This is a genomic window from Streptomyces sp. NPDC043996 (genome assembly GCF_056435225.1).
In genome coordinates, this window is sequence record NZ_JBWKEY010000002.1 from 520,509 (window position 1) to 541,022 (window position 20,514).

A 20,514-nucleotide genomic window follows, 5' to 3' on the forward strand; every position below is an offset into this window, starting at 1 on the left:
TCTCCCGGGTGCGTCGGATTCGGTCAGCGGGCGGAGGCGGCCATGCCGCGCAGGAACAGGCCGCGGAACACCAGGAACAGCAGCAGCGTGGGCAGGGACACGACGAGGGCACCGGCGAGGATCACCGGGGGCCCGCTGGAGGCGTAGGTGGCGCGCAGGGTGCTCAGGGCGGCCATGACGGGCTGGACGTCGCCGCTGCGGCTGAGGGTGATGCCGAGCAGCAGGTCGTTCCAGACGGCGGTGAACTGGAAGAGGAAGGCCGCGCCGAGCCCGGCCCGCATGAGGGGCACGTGCAGGCGCCAGAAGATCCGGGTGAAGGACGCCCCGTCGATGAGCGCGGCCTCGGTCAGCTCGGGCGGCATCGTGGTCATCTGGTTGCGGATGAGGAAGAACGCGAACGGCACGGCCCAGGCGACGTACACGAGCATCAGGCCGAGCCGGGTGTCGTAGAGGCCCGCGTCCGCGTACAGGCCGAAGAGCGGCGCCAGGAAGACCTGGAGCGGGAACAGCGTCCCCGAGTAGATCAGCCAGAACCAGAACGCGGGCCTGGGGACGGGCAGGACGACCACCGCGAACGCCGCCATGGCGGCGATGAGCACGGCGGCCAGGCCGCAGACGCTGGCGTACAGGAGCGAGGCCTGGAAGCTGTCGCCGATGCCCGCCTCGTCCCAGGCGGTCCGTACGTTGTCGGCGAGGGCGAAGCCCTGGAGGGTCCAGGTGGGTTCGCCCTCGTACGCGGCGGCGGGGGTCAGGGCGTTGACGACGAGGAGGTACAGCGGGAGCAGCCAGAGCAGCACGCATCCGGCGACGAACAGCTGGCGCAGCGCACGGGTCACGGCGGCCTCCTCACGCTTTCGCCCAGCCGGTGTCGGGCAGCTGACGGCGCAGGTAGAGCCAGGACGAGGCGACGACGACCACCGACAGGACGAGGGCGATCGCCGAGCCGTAGCCGACGTGGAAGAGGCGGAAGGTCTCGCGGTACATGGTCAGGGCGAGCGTCTCGGAGGAGCGGGACGGGCCGCCCTGGGTGAGGATCCAGATCATGTCGAACGCCTTCAGGCTGTTGACGATGGCCATGCCGACCACGACGACGGTCACGGCGCGCAGCTGGGGGAGGGTGATGTGGCGGACCATGCGCCAGCCGCTTGCGCCGTCGAGGCGGGCGGCCTCGACGGTGTCCCGGGGGATGGCGCGCAGGCCGATGGCGAAGAGCACCACGTTCAGGCCGGTGGCCTGCCAGGTGCTGGCGACGATCAGCGACAGGGTGTTGTGGGGCCACTCCAGGAGCCAGCTCCGGGTCCAGGAGTCGAGGCCGACGGCGCGCAGGAACTGGTTGGCTGCGCCGTTGGAGCTCAGCATGAAGTACCACAGGGCCGCGGTGGCGGTCCCGGAGATCGCGAAGGGCAGGACGATCACCAGCTGGGCGACGCCGCCCCAGCGCAGGCGGTGCGTGGCGAGCGCGATGACGAGCCCGGCGAGCACGGGCAGGAGCAGCGTCCCCGCCACCCACAGCAGGGTGTTGAGCAGGGAGCGGCCGAAGATGGGGTCGTCGGCGAGCCGGGTGTAGTTGTCGATTCCGGTGTAGCTGCTGGTGAAGCCGTTGTCCTCGAAGAAGCTGCCGTAGACGCTGCGCAGGAACGGGTACACCAGCAGGACGCCCACGAACGCGAACGCGGGCAGCGCCCAGGGCAGGGCCGCGAGGGGGCCGCCGAGGCGGCCGCCGGTGGGGACGGCCTGGTGGGGCGTGCGCAGGGGCACGCGACGGCGGCGTGCGCGGCGCCCTCCGGCGGGCGGCACGGGCGTGTCGGCGGGGGTCACCGTCCCGGTCATGTCTCGGCCGCCTCCCGCCACACCTTCCACGCCTCGTCGGCGCGGTCCTGCATGGTGCGCAGGGTCTCGCGGTACGAGGAGGGGTTCAGCAGGAATCCGGCGAGGTCGTCGACGGTGGCCTCGACCAGCTCGGGCGGGCCCTGCTCCCAGAAGCGGTTGAGCGGCCACAGGCCCTCGCCGCGCACCTTCTTCTGGAGCCGGGCGATCACGGGGTTGGCGGGGGCGACTCGGGGGTTGGGGCAGCCGTCCTGGAGGGTGTGCGAGAAGGCCTTCATCACGGCCGGGTGCAGCCAGGCGCGGGTCGCCTTCAGGGCCTCGGCGTGGTCGGGTCCCTTCACGGTGGCGACCAGGGCGCTGGACTCGAAGATGACGCTGGGGCGGGCCTTCGGGTCGGCCATCGGCAGTACGAAGGCGCTCATGTTCTTCCCCGGCTCGCCGCCCGCGCCCGTGAGGGTCGAGCCGAGCCAGGTGCCGCAGGGCACCATGCCGAGCTTGCCGTGCACGACGGCGGCGGCCGCGTCGACGTGGTTCATGTCCAGCGGCGTGAACCAGCCCTCGTCGAAGTAGGAGGCGATGGTGCGCAGGGCGCGTTCGGCGCGCGGATCGGTGTAGCGCTCGCGGCCGTTCATCAAGTCCTCGTAGAACCGCGGGTCCTGACGGCTGAGCACTTCCTGGAACCAGATGAAGGACGGCCAGCGGCCGTCGGCGGTGGCGTGCAGCGGGGTGATGCCGTTCCGCTTGAGCCGCGCGCAGACGGCGAGGAAGTCGTCCCAGGTGCGCGGGGGCCGCAGGCCGTGCTCGGCGAACACCTCGGGGTTGTGGAAGAACACCCAGTACGCGAGGTTCATCGGCAGGCCGTAGACGCGCCCCCGGTCGGCGAAGGCCGCGCGCAGGGAGGGCTCGGCCCAGCCGCGCCGCACGGCGGCGTCCCACTGCGGCGTGAGGTCGACGATGCCGCCGGTGCGCGCGAGGTCCTTCAGGCGGTAGCCCGACCAGTACTTGAGCATGTCCGGGGTCTTGCGGGTGCGCAGCGAGGACTTGACGACCTGTTCGAACGACTCCAGGAGGGGGTTGACCTCGGGGACGAGCCGCAGCCCCGCGACGGTGTCCATGGCCTTGCCCGCGGCGGTCATCGGCCCGGACCAGGCGGCGCTGTCGCCGAACACGGCGACCCTGCCGCGGGGTTGGCCGCCGCCGGAGCCGCAGGCGGCGGCCAGGGCGCCCGCGGCGGTGGCGGCCGCGCCGGTGAGCAGGGTGCGGCGGGCCGGGGCGGTTCGGGCGCGTGGCGCGCGTGGTGCGGGTGGCGTGGGTGAGGCGGGCGGCACGGGTGTGGCGCATGGTGCGAGTGAGGTGGGTGGCGCGGTGGGCGTGGTGCCTGGCATGGGTGGCCCCCCAGGTGCGTCCCGAGGCGGGTCCGGGGTGTCCCCCGGCCCGGTGTTAGCGTTAACACGAGCGTGATGGAGCGTCGCGGCGGCGTGGGTGGATGTCAAGGGCCCCCGTCGCGTTCGCGCCACGCGGGGCGGGGCGTACGGGGCGGGCGTGCCGGTGGGGGCGTCCGGGCTCGGCGCCCGGGCCGAGGCGTCCAGGTGAAGGCCCACGGCTCCCCCACGCCCGAGCCGTGCGTCCCACCGGACCGCGTCCCAGCAGGCCGGGCCCCAACAGGCCGAGGCCAGCGGGCCGTTCCCCGGCGGCCGACGGGTGCGAATCCCGCCGCCAACGCAACCAGACAGCCGTCTCGTCAGTCATCAAGGCAGAACCTCACGGCACTGTCGACGCGTACGGCGCGATGTACGTCTTCGCCGGTCGATGCGAGCCTCCAGGCCGCCGGGCCACCGGGCCACCGGGCCCCGCACCTTCGAACAGGGGATACCGCACCATGCGCACTCGCTCTCCGCTCACCCTCTCGGCCGCCGTCGGCGCCGCGCTGCTCGTCCTCGCCCCCACCGCCGGGGCGCGGCAGGCGGGTCCGGCCGCCGCCGACCGCGCGCCGACCTGCCGCGCCTCCGCCCTCACCGTGAAGGCGGCCGCCGCCGACAAGCCCGGGGTGCTGCGCGTCTCGGTGACCAACCGCACCGGCGCGGCGTGCGTCGTCGACCGCATCCCGACCGTCACGTTCGGCACCCTGGACGGCGCCGCGCAGCCGGTCCCCGCCACCGAGAGCGCGCCGTACAAGGTGGGCGCGGGCCGCACCGCGTACGCCGCCGTGCGCACCGCCGCCAAGCCCGGTGACACCAGCGCCCGCCTGGTGGACTTCATCACCGTCGCGGGCGACCCCTCGCACCGGGGCAAGCAGTTCACCGACGACGCGCTGGGCCTGCCCCAGGGCGTGCGGGTGTGGGAGCCCGTGACCACGTGGTGGCAGCCGACGCGCGCGAAGGCCGACGCGGCCCTGCGGAACGCGACGCGCTGAGCGGCGAAAACCAGTTGCCCGGGCGGCCGCCCGGGTAACAAGCTCGGGCCATGTCCACGCACCGCGCACCCGCCCCGCTTCCGCCCGCCCCCGCCCGCCCGGCGCGCGGCCAGCGGCAGCCCGGCCGACCCTGGAGGCCGACGCTTCCGCCGCGGTGACCGGCGACCTGGTCGCGGGCCTCGTCGCCGGGTACGGCATCGCCCTGCCGGTCGGGGCGGTCGCGACGTATCTGGTGGCGCTCAGCGCCCGCACCTCCCTGCGGACCGGGGCCTGCGCGGCCCTGGGAGTGGCGACGGCCGACGGCCTGTATGCCCTGGTCGCGACCGTGGCGGGCGCCGCGGCGGCCCAGGTCGTGGCGCCCGTGACGGGCCTACTGCGCTGGGCCTCCGCCCTGGTCCTCGTCGCCCTGGCGCTGCGCTCCGCCGCCGTGGCCGTCCGCCAGTACCGAGCGCCCGACGCGCCGTCGCCGTCCTCCGGGGCCCCGGCGTCCGGGACCCGCGCGTTCGCCGCGTTCCTCGGCATCACCCTGCTCAACCCCGCCACCGTCGTCTACTTCGCGGCCCTGGTGGTGGGCAGCGGCTCCGGCGCGGCGCGGGACCCGCTCGGGCAGGCCGTGTTCACCCTGGCCGCCTTCGCGGCGTCGGCGAGCTGGCAGCTGCTGCTCGCCGGGGGCGGCGCGCTGCTCGGCCGCGCCCTGACCGGCCGCACCGGCCGGCTGGCGACGGCCCTCGCGTCCAGCGCGGTGATCACGGCCCTCGCGGCCCAGCTGCTGGTGACGGCCTAGGTCAGAGGCAAGAGGCCAAGGCTGTGTACCTACTAGTATGTACACAGCCTTGGCCCGGCCTCGGCCCCGGCCTGACCCTCCGGAAGGGAGACCCCGTCATGCCCCTGGTCCGCATCGACGCGCTGCGTGCCGACGGCGCGCGGCTCGACGCCCTCGGCCGCGCCGTGCACGAGGCCCTGGTGGAGACGCTCGGCATTCCGCCCGACGACCACTTCCAGATCCTCACCAGCCACGACGGCGTCAGCGGCACCCTGCGCCACGGCGACTACCTGGGTGTGCGCCGCGACGACGGCATCGTCTACGTCCTGATCACGATGCGCGCGGGCCGGACGCCCGAGCGCAAACGCGCCCTGTACCGGCGCATCGCCGAACTGGCCGAGACCTACGCGGGAACCGAGCCGCGCAACGTCTTCATCACCGTGGTCGAGAACGAGTCGGCCGACTGGTCACTCGGCCACGGCGAGGCGCAGTACGCCCCCGCGCCGCCCGCCTCGGCCTGAGCCAGGCCGTTCAGCGGGCGTGCGGGGCGCCGCGGTGGGTCGGGCCGTGGCCGTTGGCGCAGTGCGGTGCCGGGGCGACGGCGGCGAGGCGTCCCGCGTCGCCGCCGTGGTCCTCGTGGTCGATCTGGAGCGTGGTGTGGGTCAGGCCGTACTCGTCGGCGAGGAGCCTGTCCAGGCCGCGGCGCACGGCGTGGCAGTCGCCGCCGGGGTGCACCATGACGTGTGCGGACAGGGCGGGTTCGCCGGAGGTGATGGTCCATACGTGCAGGTCGTGGACCTCCGCCACCGCGGGCTCGGCGGCGAGCTTGACGCCGATCGCGTCCGGGTCGAGGTCCGCGGGGGCCGCTTCGAGGAGGATGCGGCCGGAGTCCCGAAGGAGGCCGTAGCCCGCCTTGACCATGAGGGCGACGACGAAGAGCGTGGCGATGGTATCGGCGCGGGCGAAGCCCGTCGTCATGACGACGACGCCCGCGACCGCGGTGCCGATGAAGGCGAACAGGTCGTTGAGGATGTGCTGGTAGGCGCCCTCGACGTTCAGGGACGAGCGGTTGGCCTTGGACAGGCACCAGGTGGCCACGAGGTTGACGGCCACCCCCACGAGCGCGGTGGTGAGCACCATCCAGCCGGTGACCTCCGGCGGGTGCAGCAGCCGCTCGACGGCCTCATAGCCGAGCCAGGCCGCGGCGAGCAGCAGGGTGAGGCCGTTGGCCTGGGCGGAGAGTATCTCGGCGCGCTTCAGACCGAAGGTGTACGTGCCTTTGGCGGGCCGCGCCGCGAGCCGCATCGCGACGAGTGCGAGCACGATCGAGAAAGCGTCCGTGAGCATGTGGACGGCATCGGAGATCAGCGCCAGAGAACCGGCCATGAAGGCAATGACGGTCTCTACGGCAATGAAAACGCCAATCAATACGAGCGCGAGGGAAAGCCAGCGCCTGTCGGCGTCCGCGGAGACCCCGTGGCTGTGCCCGGCATGGCCGTCCGCCTTGTGGTCGTGGCCGTGCCCGTGCCCGTGCGTGTGCGCGTGCCCCACGGAATTTTCCCCCCACATGGATCGGCTGTCGGCTGAATCGACTGTCGGCCGAATCGGCGACTGACGCACGGAAGTTAAGCGCAGTTCGCCGGGCCTGGCAAAGGCTGCATCGGTGACCGTTTTCAATTCCGAATAGCGGGGCCCGCATGGCCTCCTACTGTCCGGTAAATGAAATTCCGATGTCGGCTGAAATCACCTGGTTCGCCAGCGCCCGCGGAGGAAAGGGCTCACTCGTCACGGGGCGCCGCCGAGGGGAATGCGTACAGCACTTGCGGCTCGCCGTAGGCGACGAAGTCGTCCGTCGTGGTGGCGCCGAGGGTGCCGAGCAGATGGCGGGAGCGGGTGTTGGCGCGCTGGGTGACGGCGACGACGCCCGGGGCCGGGGAGCGCACCGCGCACCGGGCCCAGGCGACGAGGGCGGCGACCGCCTCGCGCGCGTAGCCCTGCCCCCAGTGCTCGGGCAGGAACTGGTACGACACCTCGGTGTGGCCCTCGTGGCCGTCGTGCTCGGCCGCGACCAGGCCGAGCACCTCCCCGTCGCCGTCCCGCGCGACGGCGAACGCCCCGGGCGCGCCCACGCACTGGCTCCTGCGGGCGTCGGCCACGGCTTCGGCGACCGGGCCTCCCAGGTGGCGGCGCACCCGCGGGTCCGTCCACAGGCGGGCGATGTGCGGGACGTCCGGCTCCTCGACGGGGCGCAGGGTCAGGCGCGGCGTCGTCAGCGCGGCGGGCCAGTCGAGGGGCGGGCGGGCGGCGGCCCTGGGCGGTGCGGGGCGCGCGGTGGCAGTCACGTCGGCTCTGATCGCATCGGCACTCATCGCCCCCATCGAAGCAGAGCCGTGATCACCTCACGAGCCCCGGGGGCCGGTGTGCGGCACGGCTCACAGCGGCGGTGTCGCCGGGGCCGGGCCCAGGGTGGTGGTGCCGGGGGCGGCCCGGTGGCCGAGGCCGGTGCGGTAGGCGTCGAGCGCGGCCTCGACGCGTCCCGTGCGGCGCAGCAGATCGCCGAGGAGTCGGCACAGGTCGGCCAGGTCCCCGGCGGCGCTGGAGCGTTCGAGCAGGGACAGGGCGGCGCAGTAGTGCTCCTCGGCACTCTCGGTGTCGCCGCGCTCCTCGGCGATCAGGCCGAGCAGGCGGTGCGCGCCGCCCGCGTGCACGGCGCCGCGCTCCGCGCTCAGCGCCGCGACGGCCGCCCGGGACGTACGGGAACCACCCGTTTCAACAGCTTCGCCCCGTCTGCCCGTTTCACCGGCTGCACCCGAGGTGAGCAAGGGCCGCAGCAGGGCCTCCGCCTCGCTGGTCTTGCCGCGGCGGCGCAGCACGTCCGCGAGTTCGACCTCGACCTGCTCGGTGAAGAGCGCGGCCCGCTTGGAGGCGAGCATGTCGCGGGCGGTGCGCAGCTCGCTCTCGGCGCCCTCCAGGTCGCCGTCCTGGGCGTGGACGTAGCCGCGCATCCAGTGGCAGTGGGCGAGTTCGGTGCGGATGTGCAGCTGCCGGTAGAGCTCCTGGGCCTTGGCGAGGGAGGCGTCGGCCTCGGCGGTGCGGCCCTCGGCGATCAGGGTGCGGGCGACGCCCCGGTGCATATGGGCGACGAGCGCGGGGTCGCTGACGCTCGGGGCGAGCGCGAGGGCGAGTTCGGCGGCCTGGGCGGCGCGGGCGTGCGCGCCCATGTCCATGTAGGGGGCGATGGAGGCGGTGTACAGCAGGAGCAGGGCGTCCGGGTCGTGCAGGCCGGAGGCGTTGAGCTCGTCGAGGGTGGACTCCAGGAGGTAGCAGGCGTAGCGCAGTTCGCCGGTGAGGAGGTGGGCGGTGGCGCGGCCGCGGATCGCGGGGACGCGGCGCGGCAGCGGCTCGTCGGCGAGGAGCTGCTCGGCCTCGGCGAAGCAGTCGCGGGCGGCGGTCAGTTCGCCGGACTCCAGCAGGCAGTCGCCGAGGCCCTGCAGCGCGGCGGCCTGTTCGGGGACGAGGGCGTGGGCGGCGGCCTCCGCGCGCAGCGAGCGGAAGACGGCGCCCGCGTCCTCGGGCGCCCCGGTGGCGAGGGCGCGGCGGGCGTCGGTGAGCCGCATCCGCAGCTCGGTGGCGAGCCGGGTGGGGCGTCCTGTCGCCAGCTCCTCGTAGTCGACGCCGAGCCGCCCCGCCAGGTATCTGAGGGCGGCCTCCGAGGGCCGCACCTTGCCGGACTCCAGCGTGGAGACGTACGCGGGCGTGTAGGACGGCTCGGCCAACTGCCGCTGTGTGAGGCCTCGCTCGGTGCGAAGCCGCAGCACGCGGCGGCCGATTTCGGCCTGGTCGCCGAGGCGCGCGCCCTCGGGGCTGCTTTCCGCCACCTCTCCCCCTCCGTAGGTCGGTGATCTGAGCTAAGTCGATGGACGCGGGGTTGGGTAGAGCCCGGACGGGTGCGATCGGTGGCGTGAACTCACCCGTCACATGAGCAACTTGGCGCGATCCATTGCCTCCTTTCTCGCCAGCCTCTACGTTGAGCCGCGCCTTAATCCGGCTTAACTCGCCGTTTAATCGGCGGACTTCGGGAGGACCCCCCATGCGTAGCAGCAAGTCCGGCATATCCAGAAGAACCGGACGCGTGCGACTCCAGATAGCCCTGGCCGCCGGTGCCACCCTCGCGGCGACCCTCTCCGCCACCGGCGGCGCGGCGGCCGCCGACCCGGACGCCACCGAGAGGCCCACCCAGCGCGTCGAGTACTTCACCGCGGACGGCCACCCCCGGCACACCGACGTCCCCGTGGCGCCCCCGCTGTCCGGCAAGGACCGCGCGGACCAGCAGGAGCGGGCGCGGGCGGGCGACGGGGACGTCGTGCCGATCGTGCGGAACGGCCCCGTCGGCACCAAGGCCGACGTCGTGTTCATCGGCGACGGCTACACCGCCGCCCAGCAGGAGGACTTCCACGCCGACGTCCGCACCAAGTGGGCGGAGGTCTCCGCGGTCGAGCCGTACGCCTCGTACAAGAACCTCTTCAACGTGTGGGCCGTGGACGCCCACTCGCGGCAGTCGGGCGTCTCGGGCGACCCGACGAGCACCGTGCGCAAGGACACCGCGCTCGGCTCGTACTTCTTCTGCGACAACATCGAGCGGTTGCTGTGCGTCGACGAGAAGAAGGTCGAGTCGTACGCCTCCAAGGCCGCGGACCCCGACGTGGTGATCGTGCTCTCGAACTCCACGAAGTACGGCGGCGCGGGCTACAACGACATCACCTCGCCCTCGGGCTACGACGGCATCGCCACCGCGTCCTCCGACAACGCCAAGTCCTCCCAGGTCGTCGTGCACGAGCTCGGGCACTCGCTGGGCAAGCTCGCGGACGAGTACTGGTACGACGAGTACGGCACCTACACGGGGGCCGAGCCGTGGGAGTCGAACATCAGCAAGCTCACCGCGGCCCAGCTGAGCGCGCAGCGCAAGAAGTGGTACCGCTGGCTCGGACAGACCTCGCCGGACGGCGGCACCGTGGGCACCTACGAGGGCGGCGGCTACTACCCGCGCGGCCTGTACCGGCCCACCGAGGACTCGATCATGCGCACGCTCGGCCGTGAGTTCAACCTGCCCGGGCGCGAGGCGATGATCGCGGGCTTCCACCGGCACGCCTCGGTGGTCACCAGCACGACGCCCGCGGACACCGTGGTGAAGCGGGGGCAGCGCATCAGGGTGGAGGCGGGCGACGGCGTCCGGCTGCGCTGGTACGTCGACGGCCGCGCGGCCAAGCGGCCCAAGGACGCCAAGGCCGTCACGCCGCGCGCCCTGGGCGTGCCCGCCGACGGCCGCGCGCACTCGGTGTCGGTGCGTGCCGCCGACCGCACCAAGGCGGTCCTCGACCCGGAGCTGCGCAAGCTCCTGACGGGGTCCCTGACCTGGCACGTGTCCCGCTGAGTCCGCTTCCCGCCCCGGCCGTCGAGGGGCCGGGGCGGGTGCGGGCCCGCGCGCCTGGGGCCGAAAACCCGTCAGGCCCCGGGGGCTCCGGCATGGCGCGGCGTACGGACGGGCAGTCTCCTGGCGGCCCGCCCGGCCGCGGGCCGTCCCCTCCCTCGCAGGCCCGGAGGCCGCCCCGTGACCCTGACCGTCGAAGCCGCGGCATGAGCGCCGCCGCGCCCGCCGCGCCGCGGGGCCTGAACGCGTCGGCCCGCGGCCTGCTGCCCTCCCTCGTCGCCCTGCGGCGCGCCCTGCACCGCGCCCCGGAGATCGGCCTGCACCTGCCGCGCACCCAGCGGGCGGTCCTGGCCGCCCTCGACGGGCTGCCGCTGCGGATCACCACCGGTGAGCGGCTGAGCTCCGTGGTCGCCACCCTGGAGGGTGCCCTGCCCGGGCGGACGGTGCTGCTGCGCGGCGACATGGACGCGCTGCCCCTGCGGGAGGACACCGGCCTCGCGTTCGCCTCCGAGGTGCCCGGCGCCACGCACGCCTGCGGACACGATCTGCACACGGCGATGCTGGTCGGCGCCGCCCGGCTGCTCGCGGCCCGGCGCGCGGACGTGCGCGGGCGCGTCGTGTTCATGTTCCAGCCCGGCGAGGAGAACTTCGGCGGCGCCCGGCACATGATCGACGAGGGCGTCCTCGACGCCGAAGGGGCCGGGGTGGACGCCGCCTTCGCCCTGCACGTGTCCACCCGGTTCGACTCCGGCACCGTGCACCTGCGGCCCGGTCCCACGTTCGCCGCGGCCGACCAGCTGCACATCACGGTCCGGGGCCGCGGCGGCCACGCGTCCGCCCCGCACCTGGCCCTCGACCCCATCCCGGTGGCCTGCGAGATCGTGCAGGCGCTGCAGACGGCGGTGACCCGCACGGTGCACGTCTTCGACCCCGCCGTCCTCACCGTGGCCCGGATCGAGGCGGGCACCACCACCAACGTCATCCCGGAGACCGCCGAACTCCACGGCACCTTCCGCACGCTGACCGCGACCACCCGGGCCGCGCTGCGCGAGAGCGTCGCCCGGGTCGCGCACCACGTCGCCGCCGCGCACGGCGCCACCGTCGAGACGGAGCTCACGGACGGCTATCCGCCGGTCGTCAACGACGAGTCCGCCACCGGGGCCGCGCGGGCCGCGGCGACGGACCTGCTCGGAGCGGACCGCGTCAAGCACCTGGCCGCGCCGGTGATGGGCGGCGAGGACTTCTCGTACGTCCTTGAGCGCGTCCCCGGCACCCTGGCCTTCCTCGGCGCCCGGCCCCCGGACGCGCCGCCCGAGGGCGCCCCCGACATCCACTCCAACCGGGTCGTCTTCGACGAGGACGCCCTCGCGGTCGGCAGCGCGGTGCACGCGGCCGTCGCCCTGGCGCACCTGGGCGACTGACCGCGCGCACCACGGGCCGCCGTCAGACGACGGCGCCGGTGCCGCTTGCGTGCCGTCGCGCGGCCAGCGGCCCTGACGGCGCCCCGCCGGACGCCGTCCCGCCCGGGCGCGGCGACCGGGGCGCGGGGTGGCGCCCCTCCAGGAGCACGGCCGCGGGCACCGCCACCGTCACCGTCGACACCATGCCGAGGACGACGCCCGCGATCAGCGCGAGGGAGAAGTCCGCGAGGGAGTCCCCGCCGAGCGCGAACAGGGCGGCGAGCACGAACAGGGCGCCCATGCCGGTGTTCACGGTCCGCGGTAGCGTGCGGAGCACGGCCGTGTTGGCGGTCTCGGCCAGATCGGCCCGCGGGTCGCGGCGCCGCGCCTCGCGGACGCGGTCGAAGACGACCACCGTGTCGTTGACCGAGTACCCGATGACGGTGAGCACGGCGGCCAGGAACACGCTGTCGACGGTCCTGCCCAGCCAGGCGAACAGGCCCACCACGAGGAGCACGTCGTGGACCATCGCGACGACGGCGGCCGTGGCGAACGTCCAGCGGAACCGGACGCTCAGATACAGCAGTTGGGCGGCGACGGCGACGCCAAGGGCGACCAGCGCCTTTTGGCGCAGCTCCTCGCCGAGGCTCGGGCCGATGCGCTCGTCGCGCTCGACGGTCACCGTCCCGCCGGGCCCCGCGAGTGCCTCCTTGATCCGTTCCTGTTCGGCGTCGCTGAGGTCGCCGGTGCGCACGCTGATGTCGGCGGTCTCGCCGTCGCCTGACTCCTGCACCACCGCGCGCGGGAACCCGGCGTCCGCGACGGCGCCACGGGCGGTGTCGGCGTCCACCGGCTTGCTGGTGGAGTACTCGACGAGCCGCCCGCCGGTGAACTCGACCCCCAGGTCGAGTCCGCGCACCACGATCCCGGCGACGGCCACCGCCACCAGGAGCGCGCTGGCGCCGAGCAGCCGGCCCCTGCGGCGGACGAGCCGGGGGTTGCGGCGGGCCAGGAGCGTGCGGACGCGGCCGGTGGTGGCGAGGCCCGTCAGGCGTGGGCGCGCCCGCACGAAGCCGCGGCGCACCGCGAACTCCGCGAGGGCCCGGGTGACGACGAACGACGCCACCATCGACACCAGGACGCCGATGGACAGGGTCACCCCGAAGCCCTTCACGGGCCCGGCGGCGAAGAAGAACAGCAGCCCCGCGGCGAGCAGCGTGGTGACGTTGGAGTCGACGACCGCGCTCCAGGCCTTGGTGAACCCGGTGTGCAGGGCGCGGGCGAGGCTCCTCGGGGCCCGGCCGGTGCGGCCCTTGCCCTGCGGCCGGGGCGCCAGGTACTCCTCGCGGGCCCGCTCGAAGACCAGGACGTTGGCGTCGACCGCCATGCCGATGGCGAGGACGAAACCGGCGAGCCCGGGCAGCGTCAGGGTGGCGCCGATGGCGAGGAGCGCGGCGTACGCCATGAGTCCGTACAGGGCGAGGGCGACGGTGGCGAGGGCGCCGAGCAGCCGGTAGACGACGATGATGAACAGGCCGGTCAGGGCGAGGCCGATGAGCGCGGCCTGGGTGCTCGCGGTGATCGCGGCGGCGCCGAGCGTGGGGCCGACGGTGCGTTGTTCGACCACGTCGACGGGGACCGGCAGGGCGCCGCCCTTGACGAGCGCGGCCAGGTCGCGGGCCTCGCCCTCGTCGAAGCCGCCGGTGATCTGGGTGCTGCCGCCGGTGATGCCGGTGCCGCAGCGGACGTCCGCGTTGACGCCCGGCGCCGAGATGACCTTGCCGTCGAGGACGATGGCCACCCGGCGCTGCGGCGCGTCCTGGGGCGCGCAGGCCGCCTCGCCGGTGACGCGGGCCCAGTCGCCGCCCGCCTTGTCCCGGAAGTCGAGGGTGACGTACCAGCCGTTGAGGGTCTGCTGGTCGAGGACCGCGTCGGCGTCCTTCACGCCGTCGCCGGTGAGGGCGGTCGGGCCGAGCTTCAGGTGGCCGCCGCGGCGGTCGGGGTCGGGCAGGGTGCGGGAGCCGTCGGCGGCGGGGGCCGTGCGGCCCGGCGCGGCTGTCTCGCCGGTGACCGGGTGCACGGTCAGCTGCGCGGTGCGGCCGATGACCTCGGCGGCCTCGCGCGGGTCGCGCACTCCGGGGAGTTCGACGACGATGCGCTTGTCGCCCGCCTGGGCGAGGCTCGGCTCGGACACGCCGAGGGCGTCGACGCGCTGGCGCAGCACCTCGACGGCCCTGCGGGTCGCGGCCTCGTCGGCCTTGACGGTGGGTGAGTCCTTGGTCTCCAGGACGATCTGGGTGCCGCCCCTCAGATCGAGTCCGAGACGCGGTGACTGGGTGAGGGCGAGGTAGAGCGAGGCGGCGACGGCGACGAGCGCGACGATCGCACGCCACAGCGGTGCGCGGGGCATGGGTGTACTCCACATCCACGATGAGGGCATGACGAAGGGCGGGACGGCGCGGCGGCCGGGCGCGGTGAGCGCCCGTCAGGCGGCGTCCTGATCGGTGTCGTTGCTCATCGGTGGCGGTGGGCCGCGCGGCCGGGGCCCGGCGTCCGGGTGCCGCCGGGCCGGGGCCGTGGTGTGCGGGGGCGCGGCGGGTCCGCCCGCGGACCGGTGCGGGGGCGCGCGGTCGGCGGCCGTGGTGCCCGCGTACGGCGGGTGCGGGAGGTGCGCGGGGTGCGCGTGGAGGGCCGTCGCCTGGACGGCGTGCGGCGCCTCGGGGCCGCGCGGGTCGAGGGCGTGGGCCGCGACCGGGGCCCGCTCACCGTTGTGCGCGGCTGCGGCCGGGGCCAGTGCGGTGGCGTGGGCCTCGGCGGCCGCCAGGGTCTGGACGACCGGGACCGCGCCGACGTCACGGGACGGCGCGGCGAGCGCCAGGACCGCGAGGACGACCGCGAGGACCGACGCGGCGATCCGGGCCGACCGGGTGCGATGCGGCACGCGGGCCTCCTGGCCGGGTCGTCGGGGCGGTGGTCGTCCGGGGCCGGGGTCCGCCCGGGCCTCGCCGGGGGCGGTGCCCGGAGCACCACCCCTCCAACGCCGTGGGGCGCGCCCGAGTTCCCGTCGGCCTCCGCGCCCGAGTTCCCGGCTGCTGCCGCGCCCCCGGTGCCCGCGCTTCGCCGAAGGCAGAACGTACTTCGCCCATGGCAGAACATCACCACCGCGATCGCCCGCGCTCCTACCCTGAAGCGGTGACCAGCCACGCGACGAACGCCGCGCACTCCTCGGACGCCTCGAAGCCCCAGCGGCAGCAGGACCGGGACGCCCGCGTCATCCCCCTGCGCCCGGCCGCCCCGGCGGCGCCCCCGGCGCCCGCTCCCCGGGAGCCCCTGTGGCGTGACCTGGTCGGGGCCGTGCTGCGGCGCGAACGCCTCGCCCAGGAGCGCACGTTGAAGGATGTCGCGGACGCGGCCCGGATCTCGGTGCCGTATCTCTCCGAGGTCGAGCGGGGCCGCAAGGAGGCGTCGTCGGAGGTCCTCGCGGCGGCCGCGCACGCCCTCGGCCTCGGTCTCGCCGACCTCCTCGGCCTGGCCCACCACGAGCTGACGTCGTCCGGGCGGCGCGCCCAGGACGGGCGGCACGGCACCGGGAGGTCCGGCTCCCTGGCACCGCGCGCCTCCCTGGCGCCGCTCGCGGGCGGAGCCCCGTGGAGCGGCGGCGGGCCGCATCAGGGTCGGCTGAGCCTGGTCGCCTGACCCCGGCGCGGCCGCCGCCCGCCGCGAGGCCGCCCGCTCAGAGCAGCGCGGCGGCCCTGCGGCGCGTGACCACCTCGTCGGCGAGGCCGTAGGCCACCGCCTCCCGCGCGGTGAACACCTTGTCGCGGTCGGTGTCGGCGCGCAGCGTCGCCACGTCGTGGCGGGTGTGCCGGGCCAGGACCTCCTCGACCTGGGAGCGGATGCGCTGCATTTCCTTGGCGTGCAGGCTCAGGTCCGACACGGTGCCTTGCTGGCCGCCGCTCGCGGGCTGCCCGAGCAGCACGCGCGCGTGCTCCAGGACGAACCTGCGCCCGGCGTCGCCCCCGGCGAGCAGGACGGCGGCGGTCGAGGCGGCCTGCCCGACGCAGAACGTCGAGATGGGCGCGCCGATGAAGGTCATGGTGTCGTAGATCGCCATGAGCGAGGTGACCGAGCCGCCGGGCGAGTTGATGTAGAGGGAGATCTCGCGGTCCGGGGCCGAGGACTCCAGGTGCAGCAGCTGGGCGATGACGACGTTGGCGACGCCGTCGTCGATCTCGGTGCCCAGGAAGATGATGCGCTCGGAGAGCAGCCGGCTGTAGATGTCGTAGGCGCGCTCGCCCTGCGGGGTGCGCTCGACGACGGTGGGAATCGTGTACTGGCCCATGGTCACAGCCCCATCCGTCGCTTCGTGGCAGCCGGGCGCACGTCGTCGAGCGCGGCGACGACGCGGTCGACCATGCCGTACTCCCGTGCCTGCTCGGCGGTGAACCAGCGGTCGCGGTCGCCGTCGCGGGCGATGGTCTCCGGGCTCTGCCCGGTGTGCTCGGCGGTGATCCGCTCGATGGACCGCTTGGTGAACTCCAGGTTCTCCGCCTGGATCGCGATGTCGGCGGTGGTGCCGCCGACCCCGGCCGACGGCTGGTGCATCATGACGCGCGCGTTCGGCAGCGCGTACCGCTTGCCCTTCGTGCCGACGGTGAGCAGGAACTGGCCCATGCTGGCGGCGAAGCCCATCGCGAGGGTCGCCACGTCGTTGGGGATCAGGCGCATCGTGTCGTAGATCGCGAGCCCCGCGTGCACCGAGCCGCCGGGGCTGTTGATGAACAGGGCGATGTCGGTGCGCGGGTCCTCCGCGGACAGCAGGAGCAGCTGCGCGCACACGCGGTTGGCGGAGACCTCGTCGACCTGGGTGCCGAGGAAGACGATGCGCTGCCCGAGCAGTTGGGCCGCGAGCTGGTCGTCGAAGCGGGTCGCGGGCGCCTCGCCGCCCTCGGCGCGCGGCAGCGCGTACGCCGCCGCCGGTCCTGTCATCAGCCGTGTCATCGCGAGTACCTCCTGGTCGTCACGCCGGTCGCGCCGCCGCGACCGGGTGCGTCCACTGTCGGCCGCGCGGGGCCGCCGCGGCCGGTTCGTCGGCTGGTGGCAGATTCGCCCGGAGCAGACGACGTCCAGGAGGCAGACCCGTGGAACCGGTGCCGCGCGGTGCGGCCCCGGCCCCACGGGGGCGGTGGCTAGGCCTTCGGCCACCACGGGGCGCTGGTGTCACGCAGCGTGTTGGTTCCGCAGTGCACCTCGCCCATGCCGATGTGGTACGTGTACCAGTCGTCGATGTACGAGGTGCCGAACCCGGCCTTGGCGTACACGGACGTCACGGCCTCGGTGAAGATGTCCTTGCCGCCGATGACCGGGCCCCACTGCTGGGGTGCCAGGTAGCGGGTCGGGCTGAGCAGGACGCCGTTGACGGCGCCCGGGATGTAGGCGCTGTTCTGCCAGGCGGCGCGGCGCGCGGCGGAGCCCCCGGCGGGGCGCTCCGCGCGGCTGTCGTCGCCGCGCAGCTGGTTGAACTTGCGCAGCGAGTCCGGGCCGAGGCGGCGCAGCTTCTGGCTGCTGCTCAGGCCGCCGCTCTCCTGGCCGTCCCGTGCGTACAGGCCGGGCACCCGCACGATCTCGGCGTCGGTGACGCCGGTCTCGCGCTTGAGGGTGTCCAGGTTGGCCTCGATGCGCTCGGCGGCGAGCTTGTTGTCCGCGTGGAACTTGGCGGAGCCGAGGACCTTGTTGATGGTCTCCTTGGGCGCGGGGACGTCCTCGCCGCGCGGCACCGAGAACATCTTCTTGCCGCCGTGGCCCTCGCGCTTGGCCTTGCGCAGGAGCTCCACACCGGCCTTCGGGTCGGCCACGCCGATGCGCCAGCCGCGCTCGGTGTCGGCGGGCAGGAACTGGACGAACTCGTCCACGTGCCCGACGGACAGCCACGAGGTGTCGAGCAGCAGGGGCGCCTGGACGCCCTGGGACTTCAGGAACATCCGCATGGATTTGGCGGGCTTGGAGCCGTTGTCCTTGCGGTAGCCCTGGATGATGCGCCCGGCGGGGTAGCTCTTGTTCCCCAGCTTGTAGGGCGGAATGGTCTCCAGGTTGCCCATGGAGTTGAGCGTCCACTCCTCGTTGTCCCCGGCCTTGCCGACCTGCACCACGCCGACGTCAGGGCCGCGCAGCTTCTCGAACAGCTCGCGGCCCGCCGGGCGGTCGAGCTGCGCGGACCGTATCAGGACGCGCATGGTGCGGGGCTTGCCGTCCGGGCCGGGCATGCTGGCGTAGCCCGGCTCGACGAAGTCCTGCGCCCAGGGGTCGCCGTACTTGGTGAAGGTGGTCAGCGGCTTGCTGATGCCGGCGTCCTTGACCTGCTTGGCGAGTTCCTTGACGAACTTGCGCTGGGCGCGGCCGTAGCCTCCGGCGCCCTTCACCTTGGTGACCAGGACTTCCTGGGCCTTTTGCAGATGGTGGTGGGTGAGGACCGGCGCGGTGCGCAGGCGGACGTCGTCGGCCTTGGTCGCGCCGTCGGCGGTGACGGTGAACCGCACGGTGACGTCGCCGTTCCAGCGGGCGGAGTCGCGCACCACGTCGGTGGCCTCGATGCCGAGCTCCACGCCGGAGCGCAGTTCCTTCGCGGTGAGCTTGTCGGCCGGCTTGAGCAGGGACCAGCGGCCGTCGCGCTTGATGAACAGGCGCGACTTCTTGGCGCCCGCGCCGACGACCTTCACGGTGCCGTGGCTGCCCGCCGCCGCGTCGGGCAGCGGCACGGTCCGCAGGCGGGCCAGGTCGGCGGCGTCCTTGGCGCCGTTGACCTTCGTGTCCGACGCGTCGTTGCACTGGGCGAGCTTGGCGTTCGACAGGGGGCGCCCCTGGCTGTCCTTGACCGGGCAGCGCTTGGCGTCGTCGTCGATGTTCGGCAGCAGGACGGCGCCCCGTGCCGTCGTCCAGACGTTCTCGCCGTCCTCGTCGGTGGTGCCCTCGACGTCGACGCGTCCGTCGCGGTTCACGTCCGCGCGCAGGTCCGGCACCTTCGCCCGGGCCGCGGCCCCGTCGTCGGCCATCGCCGTCGCCCCCGTGGCGGCGAGCACCCCGGCCATGCCGGCGCCCAGCGCGATCTTTCTCCAGCTGTGTGTGTGCACAGTTCCCCTCTTGGTCCGCGCCCTCTGGTCATGGGACGAGGGCTGCTGGAGGAAAAGAGTCCGCAAAGGGCGCCGGGGTTGCCACGACAGCGCGAAAGATACGGCGGATCCGTCGGACGCGGCGGAGCTACCGCCGCCGCGTCAGATCGTCCCGAGGTCCGACGACACCCAGCGCTGCGGCTGGAGCGTGATGAGCACCTGGTCGCCGTACTCCTCCCAGGCGACCCGTACGTAGTCGTCGACCTTTTCGGCGGGGAGGTAGCGCGCGGAGAGCTCGTGCAGCCGCTCGCGGGTCGCGGGCTCCGTCGCGATGACGGGACCCTCCACCGACACGTACCGGAGCGTCGGTTCGAGTCGGTCCACCATCAGCGTGAACCGGCCCGCGGACGCGATGAGTCGGGCCTTGCGGGAGTCCGCCTGGGTGATGATCCAGATGTTGCCTCCGGGCTGGTACTGGTACCAGATCGGGAGGGTGAGCGGCGCCCGGCCGTCCTCGGCCGTCACGGACAGCGCCGCGATGTGCGGTTCCGCCAGGAACTGTTCCCGCTCGTCACGTGCCAGGGCCATCGGCTTCTCCTTCGTCCATGCGGAATGACGGTGCGTCACGTTCCCGAGAGCCTTGGGGCCTTGGGACGCGCGCCACCTGGCTAACCCCTGGGCGGGGCCGCGCATTCCAGGCGCGCCGGGGCGGTGTGGTGCTCCCTGCGGGCCTGGTCCAGGAGGCCGAGGACCTTCGCGGTGTGCTTCAGGAGTCCGTCGTCGGCGGCGTCGAAGGGCGAGCGCCGGGCGACGCCAAGGACGGTGTCCGCCCCGGACGCCGGGGTCAGGGGGATGAGCCGGGTGTGGGCACCCGTGAGCCGCCCGGGGCCCGTGGCCGGGGTGGTCGGCGAGGCCGCGAGGACGTGTTCGGGGCCGCTGACGAGGACCTGCGCGCGCAGCGCGGCCGCGAGCCAGTCGGTGATGCGCTGCATGGCCTTGGGGTCGGCGAGCCGGTCGGGCAACTGCCGCAGCAGCGTGTCGAGTTCGCTGACGCGGCGCTCGGCGACGGCCAGGCGGCGGCGCTGGAGGCGGTGGCGCGTCCCGGCCCACTGCCCGAGCGGGGCCGTGCTGACGAGCACGGGTATCCCGTGCGTGTCGGACAGGTCGCGGATCCACGGCGGCAGCGAACGGTGGGCGCCCGCCACGGGGTTGAGGACCAGGCCCGCGCACGCGTCCAGGGCCATCTGCTCCATGAGGGTGTCCAGGGCGACCGTCGCGCGGCCCCTGAGCCGGAAGGGCATCTCCGTGACCAGGACGAGCGATCCGGGCTCCAGGCGGCGCCAGGGCTCGCCGTCCAGGAGCTGGGGCAGGGCCAGGGTCGTCAGACCGACGACCCTGACCGCCTCGTATGGGGCTGCCGCGATGCCTTCCGCGAAGGCAAGCCTGAGTCCGGCGTCGCCGACCAGCGTGCCCAGCGTCAGCACGTCATCTCCCCATCTCCCCCTTGCCACCGAGGCATTGGCGACTTCTTCCGGCGAGCCGACGGTTGTCGCCATGGACATACTCAAAGGCTTGCG

General features: G+C 74.0%; 19 protein-coding genes. 6 read left to right on the plus strand and 13 right to left on the minus strand.

Annotated features, from left to right (window positions below; genetic code table 11):
* Positions 1-23: 23 nt before the first annotated feature.
* Genes AC07A4_RS06365 through AC07A4_RS06375 form a run of 3 tightly spaced genes read right to left on the minus strand, consistent with a single transcriptional unit; the run spans position 24 to position 3,155 of the window.
* Positions 24-836: a carbohydrate ABC transporter permease gene (locus AC07A4_RS06365; RefSeq protein WP_478593744.1), complete on the minus strand. Its 813-nt coding sequence runs from the start codon at positions 834-836 to the stop codon at positions 24-26.
* A 10-nt stretch (positions 837-846) separates the two neighbouring features.
* Complete coding sequence (locus AC07A4_RS06370; RefSeq protein ID WP_478593746.1) at positions 847-1,830, minus strand: carbohydrate ABC transporter permease; 984 nt, start codon at positions 1,828-1,830, stop codon at positions 847-849.
* Complete coding sequence (locus AC07A4_RS06375) at positions 1,827-3,155, minus strand: ABC transporter substrate-binding protein (protein WP_478593748.1); 1,329 nt, start codon at positions 3,153-3,155, stop codon at positions 1,827-1,829. The genes AC07A4_RS06370 and AC07A4_RS06375 overlap by 4 nt, the downstream gene beginning before the upstream one ends.
* Before the next feature lie 551 nt (positions 3,156-3,706).
* On the opposite strand from AC07A4_RS06375, the gene AC07A4_RS06380 reads away from it, so the two are divergent.
* The 3 genes from AC07A4_RS06380 (at position 3,707) to AC07A4_RS06390 (ending at position 5,524) form a co-directional block, all read left to right on the plus strand.
* Entirely contained in the window at positions 3,707-4,240 is a 534-nt protein-coding gene (locus AC07A4_RS06380) for a DUF4232 domain-containing protein (RefSeq protein WP_478593750.1), read from the plus strand.
* A gap of 154 nt (positions 4,241-4,394) precedes the next feature.
* Positions 4,395-5,024 carry a LysE family transporter gene (locus tag AC07A4_RS06385; RefSeq protein ID WP_478593753.1) on the plus strand — a complete coding sequence of 210 codons (630 nt, stop codon included), beginning with the start codon at positions 4,395-4,397 and terminating at the stop codon, positions 5,022-5,024.
* Positions 5,025-5,122: 98 nt separating this feature from the next.
* Positions 5,123-5,524 (plus strand): tautomerase family protein, encoded by a 402-nt coding sequence (locus tag AC07A4_RS06390; RefSeq protein WP_478593755.1) that lies wholly within the window; start codon positions 5,123-5,125, stop codon positions 5,522-5,524.
* 10 nt (positions 5,525-5,534) lie between these two features.
* On the opposite strand, the gene AC07A4_RS06395 is transcribed toward AC07A4_RS06390, so the two are convergent.
* The 3 genes from AC07A4_RS06395 to AC07A4_RS06405 all read right to left on the minus strand — a co-directional run bounded on the left by AC07A4_RS06395 (position 5,535) and on the right by AC07A4_RS06405 (position 8,881).
* Positions 5,535-6,572: a cation diffusion facilitator family transporter gene (locus AC07A4_RS06395; protein WP_478593757.1), complete on the minus strand. Its 1,038-nt coding sequence runs from the start codon at positions 6,570-6,572 to the stop codon at positions 5,535-5,537.
* Positions 6,573-6,781: 209 nt separating this feature from the next.
* Positions 6,782-7,372, minus strand: coding sequence for a GNAT family N-acetyltransferase (locus AC07A4_RS06400; RefSeq protein WP_478593759.1), 591 nt, complete (start codon positions 7,370-7,372; stop codon positions 6,782-6,784).
* A 63-nt stretch (positions 7,373-7,435) separates the two neighbouring features.
* Positions 7,436-8,881: a helix-turn-helix domain-containing protein gene (locus AC07A4_RS06405; RefSeq protein ID WP_478593762.1), complete on the minus strand. Its 1,446-nt coding sequence runs from the start codon at positions 8,879-8,881 to the stop codon at positions 7,436-7,438.
* Between the two features lie 254 nt (positions 8,882-9,135).
* On the opposite strand from AC07A4_RS06405, the gene AC07A4_RS06410 reads away from it, so the two are divergent.
* Positions 9,136-10,434: a M64 family metallopeptidase gene (locus AC07A4_RS06410; protein ID WP_478593764.1), complete on the plus strand. Its 1,299-nt coding sequence runs from the start codon at positions 9,136-9,138 to the stop codon at positions 10,432-10,434.
* A 203-nt stretch (positions 10,435-10,637) separates the two neighbouring features.
* Positions 10,638-11,852: a M20 metallopeptidase family protein gene (locus tag AC07A4_RS06415; RefSeq protein ID WP_478593767.1), complete on the plus strand. Its 1,215-nt coding sequence runs from the start codon at positions 10,638-10,640 to the stop codon at positions 11,850-11,852.
* 22 nt (positions 11,853-11,874) lie between these two features.
* Here AC07A4_RS06415 and secD read toward each other — a convergent pair whose 3' ends face one another.
* Together secD and AC07A4_RS06425 are read right to left on the minus strand one after the other, a co-directional pair.
* Positions 11,875-14,241, minus strand: a complete 2,367-nt coding sequence (gene secD, locus AC07A4_RS06420; RefSeq protein WP_478593769.1) for a protein translocase subunit SecD — start codon at positions 14,239-14,241, stop codon at positions 11,875-11,877.
* 75 nt (positions 14,242-14,316) lie between these two features.
* Entirely contained in the window at positions 14,317-14,772 is a 456-nt protein-coding gene (locus AC07A4_RS06425) for a hypothetical protein (RefSeq protein ID WP_478593772.1), read from the minus strand.
* A 251-nt stretch (positions 14,773-15,023) separates the two neighbouring features.
* Between AC07A4_RS06425 and AC07A4_RS06430 the strand changes: the two genes are divergently transcribed.
* On the plus strand, positions 15,024-15,527 hold the full coding sequence (locus AC07A4_RS06430) for a helix-turn-helix domain-containing protein (protein ID WP_478593774.1): 504 nt from the start codon (positions 15,024-15,026) through the stop codon (positions 15,525-15,527).
* Positions 15,528-15,564: 37 nt separating this feature from the next.
* On the opposite strand, the gene AC07A4_RS06435 is transcribed toward AC07A4_RS06430, so the two are convergent.
* The 5 genes from AC07A4_RS06435 to AC07A4_RS06455 all read right to left on the minus strand — a co-directional run bounded on the left by AC07A4_RS06435 (position 15,565) and on the right by AC07A4_RS06455 (position 20,421).
* On the minus strand, positions 15,565-16,173 hold the full coding sequence (locus tag AC07A4_RS06435) for a ClpP family protease (RefSeq protein ID WP_478593776.1): 609 nt from the start codon (positions 16,171-16,173) through the stop codon (positions 15,565-15,567).
* A gap of 2 nt (positions 16,174-16,175) precedes the next feature.
* Entirely contained in the window at positions 16,176-16,832 is a 657-nt protein-coding gene (locus AC07A4_RS06440) for an ATP-dependent Clp protease proteolytic subunit (protein WP_478593779.1), read from the minus strand.
* Between the two features lie 188 nt (positions 16,833-17,020).
* Positions 17,021-18,916 carry a protein-arginine deiminase domain-containing protein gene (locus AC07A4_RS06445; protein ID WP_478594376.1) on the minus strand — a complete coding sequence of 632 codons (1,896 nt, stop codon included), beginning with the start codon at positions 18,914-18,916 and terminating at the stop codon, positions 17,021-17,023.
* 183 nt (positions 18,917-19,099) lie between these two features.
* A complete protein-coding gene (locus tag AC07A4_RS06450) occupies positions 19,100-19,525 on the minus strand; it encodes a pyridoxamine 5'-phosphate oxidase family protein (protein WP_478593781.1) in 426 nt (141 codons plus the stop codon).
* An 80-nt stretch (positions 19,526-19,605) separates the two neighbouring features.
* A complete protein-coding gene (locus AC07A4_RS06455; protein WP_478593783.1) occupies positions 19,606-20,421 on the minus strand; it encodes a hypothetical protein in 816 nt (271 codons plus the stop codon).
* Between the last annotated feature and the right edge of the window lie 93 nt (positions 20,422-20,514).

Bases quoted from the DNA above. Each gene is read 5' to 3' on its own strand.
- AC07A4_RS06390 (WP_478593755.1), top strand. From the start codon at position 5,123: ATGCCCCTGGTCCGCATCGACGCGCTGCGTGCCGACGGCGCGCGGCTC.
- AC07A4_RS06440 (WP_478593779.1), bottom strand. From the start codon at position 16,832: ATGACACGGCTGATGACAGGACCGGCGGCGGCGTACGCGCTGCCGCGC.
- AC07A4_RS06435 (WP_478593776.1), bottom strand. From the start codon at position 16,173: ATGGGCCAGTACACGATTCCCACCGTCGTCGAGCGCACCCCGCAGGGC.
- secD (WP_478593769.1), bottom strand. From the start codon at position 14,241: ATGCCCCGCGCACCGCTGTGGCGTGCGATCGTCGCGCTCGTCGCCGTC.
- AC07A4_RS06395 (WP_478593757.1), bottom strand. From the start codon at position 6,572: ATGTGGGGGGAAAATTCCGTGGGGCACGCGCACACGCACGGGCACGGG.
- AC07A4_RS06450 (WP_478593781.1), bottom strand. From the start codon at position 19,525: ATGGCCCTGGCACGTGACGAGCGGGAACAGTTCCTGGCGGAACCGCAC.
- AC07A4_RS06400 (WP_478593759.1), bottom strand. From the start codon at position 7,372: ATGAGTGCCGATGCGATCAGAGCCGACGTGACTGCCACCGCGCGCCCC.
- AC07A4_RS06445 (WP_478594376.1), bottom strand. From the start codon at position 18,916: ATGGCCGGGGTGCTCGCCGCCACGGGGGCGACGGCGATGGCCGACGAC.
- AC07A4_RS06380 (WP_478593750.1), top strand. From the start codon at position 3,707: ATGCGCACTCGCTCTCCGCTCACCCTCTCGGCCGCCGTCGGCGCCGCG.
- AC07A4_RS06370 (WP_478593746.1), bottom strand. From the start codon at position 1,830: ATGACCGGGACGGTGACCCCCGCCGACACGCCCGTGCCGCCCGCCGGA.
- AC07A4_RS06415 (WP_478593767.1), top strand. From the start codon at position 10,638: ATGAGCGCCGCCGCGCCCGCCGCGCCGCGGGGCCTGAACGCGTCGGCC.